The sequence below is a fragment of the bacterium genome, assembly GCA_022616075.1.
Lineage (GTDB): Bacteria > Acidobacteriota > HRBIN11 > JAKEFK01 > JAKEFK01 > JAKEFK01.
In genome coordinates this window covers 1-4,971 of sequence record JAKEFK010000234.1, presented here as the reverse complement: position 1 = coordinate 4,971, position 4,971 = coordinate 1, and the positions used below count along the sequence as shown (strand labels likewise).

Here is a 4,971-nt window from a genome sequence, read left to right as displayed (position 1 = left end):
CGCCCGGGCGCGCCGGCGTGACGCCCGCGTTACAAGCCTGATTCGATCAAATCCGCCTTCCGATGCGCCCACTTCCGATTCAAAGGATGTTTCCGGCGTCACACCGGTTTCCGCTTCCTTAAATGTGGAGATCAGCAAATCGCCGGTCCAACGCGGGTCTCCCATGCCTTGAAAGGTGGAATCCAAATCGACTTTAATTGCGTCGGTTGGACATTTCGGTACACAGTAAAAATCCTTGGTTTCGCATGCGGAGCCAATGCATTGCGAACTTTTTGGCGGCAAAAGATGATTGAAACCATTCGGCATCTGGAAAACGCCAAACGGACACGTATCCACACAAACAGCGCAGTGAATGCAATTCTGATTTACGGAGACGCGAAATTTCGCAAGCTCATTATGAAAATTGCGCTGCACAGGAACGAGGGACGCGCAAATTTGGGGAATCAGTTCCTTCGGGATTGCAGGTTTGCTGGGAACCTCCAGCGCTGTGCCAAAAACAGATTTGAATTCCTTCTGCAGCTCTTCGAAGAACAGACCGCGTCCCACTTCGCCCCTCAAACGGCGAACCTCCCGCAAGCCCATCGCACCTAAAATCTCAAGGAGCTGGTCGCGCCACGATGCCATGAGATTGCGAATCCGGCGGCTTCCCCATTCCGAATCCAGAATTGCAAAGCGTTCCATTTGATCCGCCGGATCGCCACCTTTCCACATTTGAAGCGCAACCAGAAGTGTCAGGTCCAGCGATACTCCGTCCGCTCCGCAAAGAATCGATTTGGGCAAGTGTTCCGCAGCCGCAACGTAACCGCCGGCCAGCAGCGTGATCCGGTCACGAATTCCCGCGTCCACAAGTTTCAAATGGATAGTTCTCATAGCCTGGCTCACGTGGCCGATCGGTGTATTGCCGGCAGCATCCGTCATCAGATGAAGAACATGCGCGCCCTGCAATGCGAGATTAAGGGCGCGATCTGCATCAAATGGAATTCGTACAGATAAGAGTGTTCCGTTGCAACGCTTTTTCAGTTCGTGGAAAGCAACGTTGAATCCCTCGCCATCTTCCAGTTCGATCATCCAATGTTGATCGATGTTCTCTTTGATCTTCCCGATTTCTGATGGCGGGATCACCGGGATAAGAGACTGCTGTGATGGAAAATCACGAACGAACGTGAGCGTCTTTAATTCTTGCGTTGCGTTCAGAATTGCTTTCTGCACACTTGGATGAAACGCAGGGAATTGCGCGAGATCAAACAGGAACGGTACCGGCAATTCAATCACGCGGGGCGGAGGCGGGACGCCTGCGCTGCAAGGGCGCGAGCCTAAAATAATTGCGGTGCTGATGTATTCGCGTCCGTGAATTCCATCGCGGGTCGGGCGCACGATTTCAGACATGTCTGTCCAGATGCCGTCAAATCCGGGACCGGCGAATTTGCCGTTATAGCCTGCGCCTGAAACGGGAACCTTACCGGTTTCCGCCTGTTTCAAAAGAGCCGTGATAACCGGAGCAGTCCAGTGCCCAAAACTGCCATGCACAAATTCGGGGTTCGGCGGAACAGATAACGCCTCTTTCGGACATTCGCGAACACAACGCAAACACGTGCGGCAGACATTTTCCTGCTGATCGAGGACACCGATCTGCATCCGCATGTCCTCTTGCCTGTGATGCACACCATATACACAAGCGTCCACGCAAATGCCGCAGTTGAAACAGGCGTCATTGCGAACCAGCAATAGCCGCAGCGGCACATCATTTCTCGGAGGCGCCGGTTGAATGGAAATGTGGTACCGGCTGTCGCTATTCAGGTTTACGACGGACGAGGATTTCAGCGCCTCGAGCATACGGTACCCCCATGATTTTTTTCGCTTCTACTGATTTCACAAATCGTTCCACGCGTTCTTCATCCTTCCCGAATTGCTGTTGCACCCTCTTTTCCAGTTCATCCCACACCGGTACAAGATCCAGCCTGCTCTGACACACATCCGTGCACGCACCACAATGCATGCAAAGAAAGAGCGTGTTTGCTTCTTCCGTTGAAATGGATCCGCCGTTCAAAATCCATTTGCCAAGTTGTAGCTTTCCGCGCGCAGTGGTCCGTTCATCCTGTGTATCGATGTAAGCAGGACAGACGGAAATGCAGCTACCGCATTTGGAGCAAAGTTCTTCGTTTTGCAGAATGACATCTGAACGAAGTAGCGCGGACGTCCCGTCTGCGGCTTTTCGCAGGCCGGAGGCCCGCGCTACTTTGCTTAAAACGTTCGTCCATAATGGAATCAGCGAAGAATTCAATGGTAAGGCAGCGAGTTTTCCCAGCGCCCCCGTGCGGAAGCTCAATTCAAAAAATTTTCCTGGATTAAATAGCGAAGCTGCATCAATGCTCTTTTTGAATTGTTTCAACTGGTGAAACGTCGTTCCAAATTTGTGTTTGGCAAAAGGAGTGTTCCAGATGCCAATCCCATAAGGGCGGCCTCCCATATTGATACCGGTCTGTGTCATCACATAAGCCAGCGAAGACTTCAAAGCTTCATCGATGGCGTGTTTTCCACGGAAGGTGTAAACCGGTAGCGCCAACCCTGTCCCGTCATTCAAGAAATAACATTCGTTAGCGAGTGTCACGCCAAAACGCTTTCCCAATTCGGCCGTTTTCTCCACATAACTCGCAATTCGCTCCAGTGGCAAAATCAATTCTGACGCCAACAAACCTGGGGCAATTCTTTTTACACGGAGCGGAAACATCCGCTCGCGCCATAACAGATGGGCTTTGTAATCAGTCAGAACAAAGAGCGCTTTCTTTCTGGTCCATTCGCGGAAATCCTCAGCGCTTTCTTCGAAGCAGGCGAGTAACGTCGGTTTTTCCGTGAGTTCCATGCCTGATTTGAGTTCCGGATGCTCTTCGCGCATCAGATGATTGATTTCATGAATTCGAGCGGCATCCAGGAATTTCAAGTGATAGGGCCGGAAGTTCGAAAGCAATTCACGGGCGCAATCGAGCGCGACGTGATTTGAATCAAACAGAATGACAAACGGAATCTGCCGCGCGGGTTTGGAGCGCACTCGAAAAGTGACATCCCAGATGGCCCCCATCTGTCCTTCGGTGCCAAGGAAATACCCGAATTCGGGGTCCTGATGATCCAGAATCCGTTTTTCTCCAGCGGGAGTGACCACCGTAATGGACTGAATCAGATCGTGGAACGAACCATAGCGCGTGCAACCGATTCCAACACCCCCGGTGGAAGCCCATCCACCCACCGTTGAAAACCAGCTGGTTGGATAAGTGCATAGATCCAGACCGAACTGCTGTAGATAGTTGGATACATCAGCCCAGCGGCAACCGGCTCCCACCCGTATCGTTCTTTTTTCTTTGTTGAGATCGTAAATTTCCCTTCGTGTCGAAAAATCTAGCAAGATACCCCCGCGATGAGGAACTGCGCCACCCATTCCGAAAGTGGACGCGCCGCGGGGCACGAGCGCAATCTCCTTTTCCTGAGCGTAACGGACGCACGCAATCAGATCTTCGATCGTTCCGGGTTGAACCACCAGATCCGGCTCCGATTTGGGCATCAATAGCTTCCGCAATGCAGGCGGAACTTCTCCCTGATCAAAAGCATAAATCTGCAAGCTGGAGGGTTCGTCAAAGAGCCTGGAATGAGAAGTTAAAGAACGTCCGAGAGCAGCTTTCATGGGTAATCAGTCTATCTATCATTCTGATCATTTGTCAATGATATGACAATAAAAAAATGTACATGATTCCATTCAGTCGACAAACTGGACAATTGTAAAGTTATTGACGTATTATATTGTACGAACAATCGATTGCGAGCTCGAGAGGGCAGGAAAATTGTACAAAGATCTAGATTTGAAAATTATTGGTGAATTGAGGAAAGAAGGGCGCGCTTCCCTCCGGCAAATCGCAAAGAGATTGGACATTTCTACGACCACTGTGGCGAGCCGGATTCGAGTGATGGAAAAGGGTGGTGTGATCCGTGGATACAGGCCACTGCTGGACACCAAAAAGCTTGGTTTAGGGATCACTGCAATTACATTGATCAAGGCGGTAGGGGGCAAAATTCCAGCATTAATGAATGATCTCATGAAAGATCCCGCTCTCACCCACGTCTATGAGATTACAGGGGAATTCGATCTGGTCGTGATTGGTAAATATAAGGATACCGACTCGATGAATCGCGAGATTAAAAAACTCCTGAGTCATAAGGCGATCAAAGAAACAAACACATCGATCGTACTAGGCACGGCAAAAGAGGAGTTTTAGCCCGTCGTCTATCCACTGATATAATACGACACGGCCAGCAGCAGTATGAATCGTGCGGTTCTGGTGATTCTATGACCGTACCAAGGCAAATGAATTTATTGCTGGTGGAAGATAATCCAGCGGATGCTGATCTTTTCCATCAGCTATTCAGCCGGATCATGACGGCGCATGTGAACCTCGTGCAGTGCGGGACCCTTGCTGAAGCACTTTCTTTGATCCAAAAAAACAGATTTGATGTGGTGCTGCTCGATCTCACTCTTCCCGATTCCTTGGGAATGATGGGTGTTAACAGAATTTACAACCTGGCCCCAGACCTGCCCATCGTTGTCCTTACCGGAATGGAAGATACCGCAGTGGAAATTCGGGCATTGCTGGAGGGGGCGCAGGATTACTTGATTAAAGGCGCGATGAACAGTGATCAGATATTTCGATCGATCCGCTATGCAATCCAGCGAAAAAAAGCAGAAGAAGCGCTCCGCCAAAGCGAGAAATGGTTTCACACACTTGCAGATTTATCTCCCGTCGGTTCTGTGCGCACCGATCCGCAAGGAAATTGTTTATACGTCAGCAAGAGCTGGTGCACCATGACCGGTCAGACGCCGGAGTTAGCTGTAGGCCAGCATTGGACCAAGTCGATTCATCCTGAAGAAAAGGACAGGATACTTGCGGAATGGTACAAAACTGCAGCGTTAAAAAAGTCTTACAAAGT

4 protein-coding genes are annotated in these 4,971 nt (G+C 50.4%); 2 read left to right on the top strand and 2 right to left on the bottom strand.

Features of this window, described 5'->3' with window-relative positions:
* Both L0156_19360 and L0156_19355 read right to left on the bottom strand, forming a co-directional pair.
* A partial coding sequence (locus L0156_19360; GenBank protein ID MCI0605149.1) for a hypothetical protein occupies positions 1-1,833 on the bottom strand: 1,833 nt, incomplete at its 3' end.
* Entirely contained in the window at positions 1,790-3,673 is a 1,884-nt protein-coding gene (locus L0156_19355; protein MCI0605148.1) for an FAD-binding oxidoreductase, read from the bottom strand. The genes L0156_19360 and L0156_19355, both read right to left, overlap by 44 nt.
* Before the next feature lie 157 nt (positions 3,674-3,830).
* Between L0156_19355 and L0156_19350 the strand changes: the two genes are divergently transcribed.
* The gene (locus tag L0156_19350) at positions 3,831-4,262 is read left to right on the top strand and encodes an Lrp/AsnC family transcriptional regulator (GenBank protein MCI0605147.1); all 432 of its coding nucleotides are present in this window, start codon (positions 3,831-3,833) and stop codon (positions 4,260-4,262) included.
* Between the two features lie 71 nt (positions 4,263-4,333).
* On the top strand, positions 4,334-4,971 hold a 638-nt coding region (locus L0156_19345), incomplete at its 3' end, for a response regulator (protein MCI0605146.1).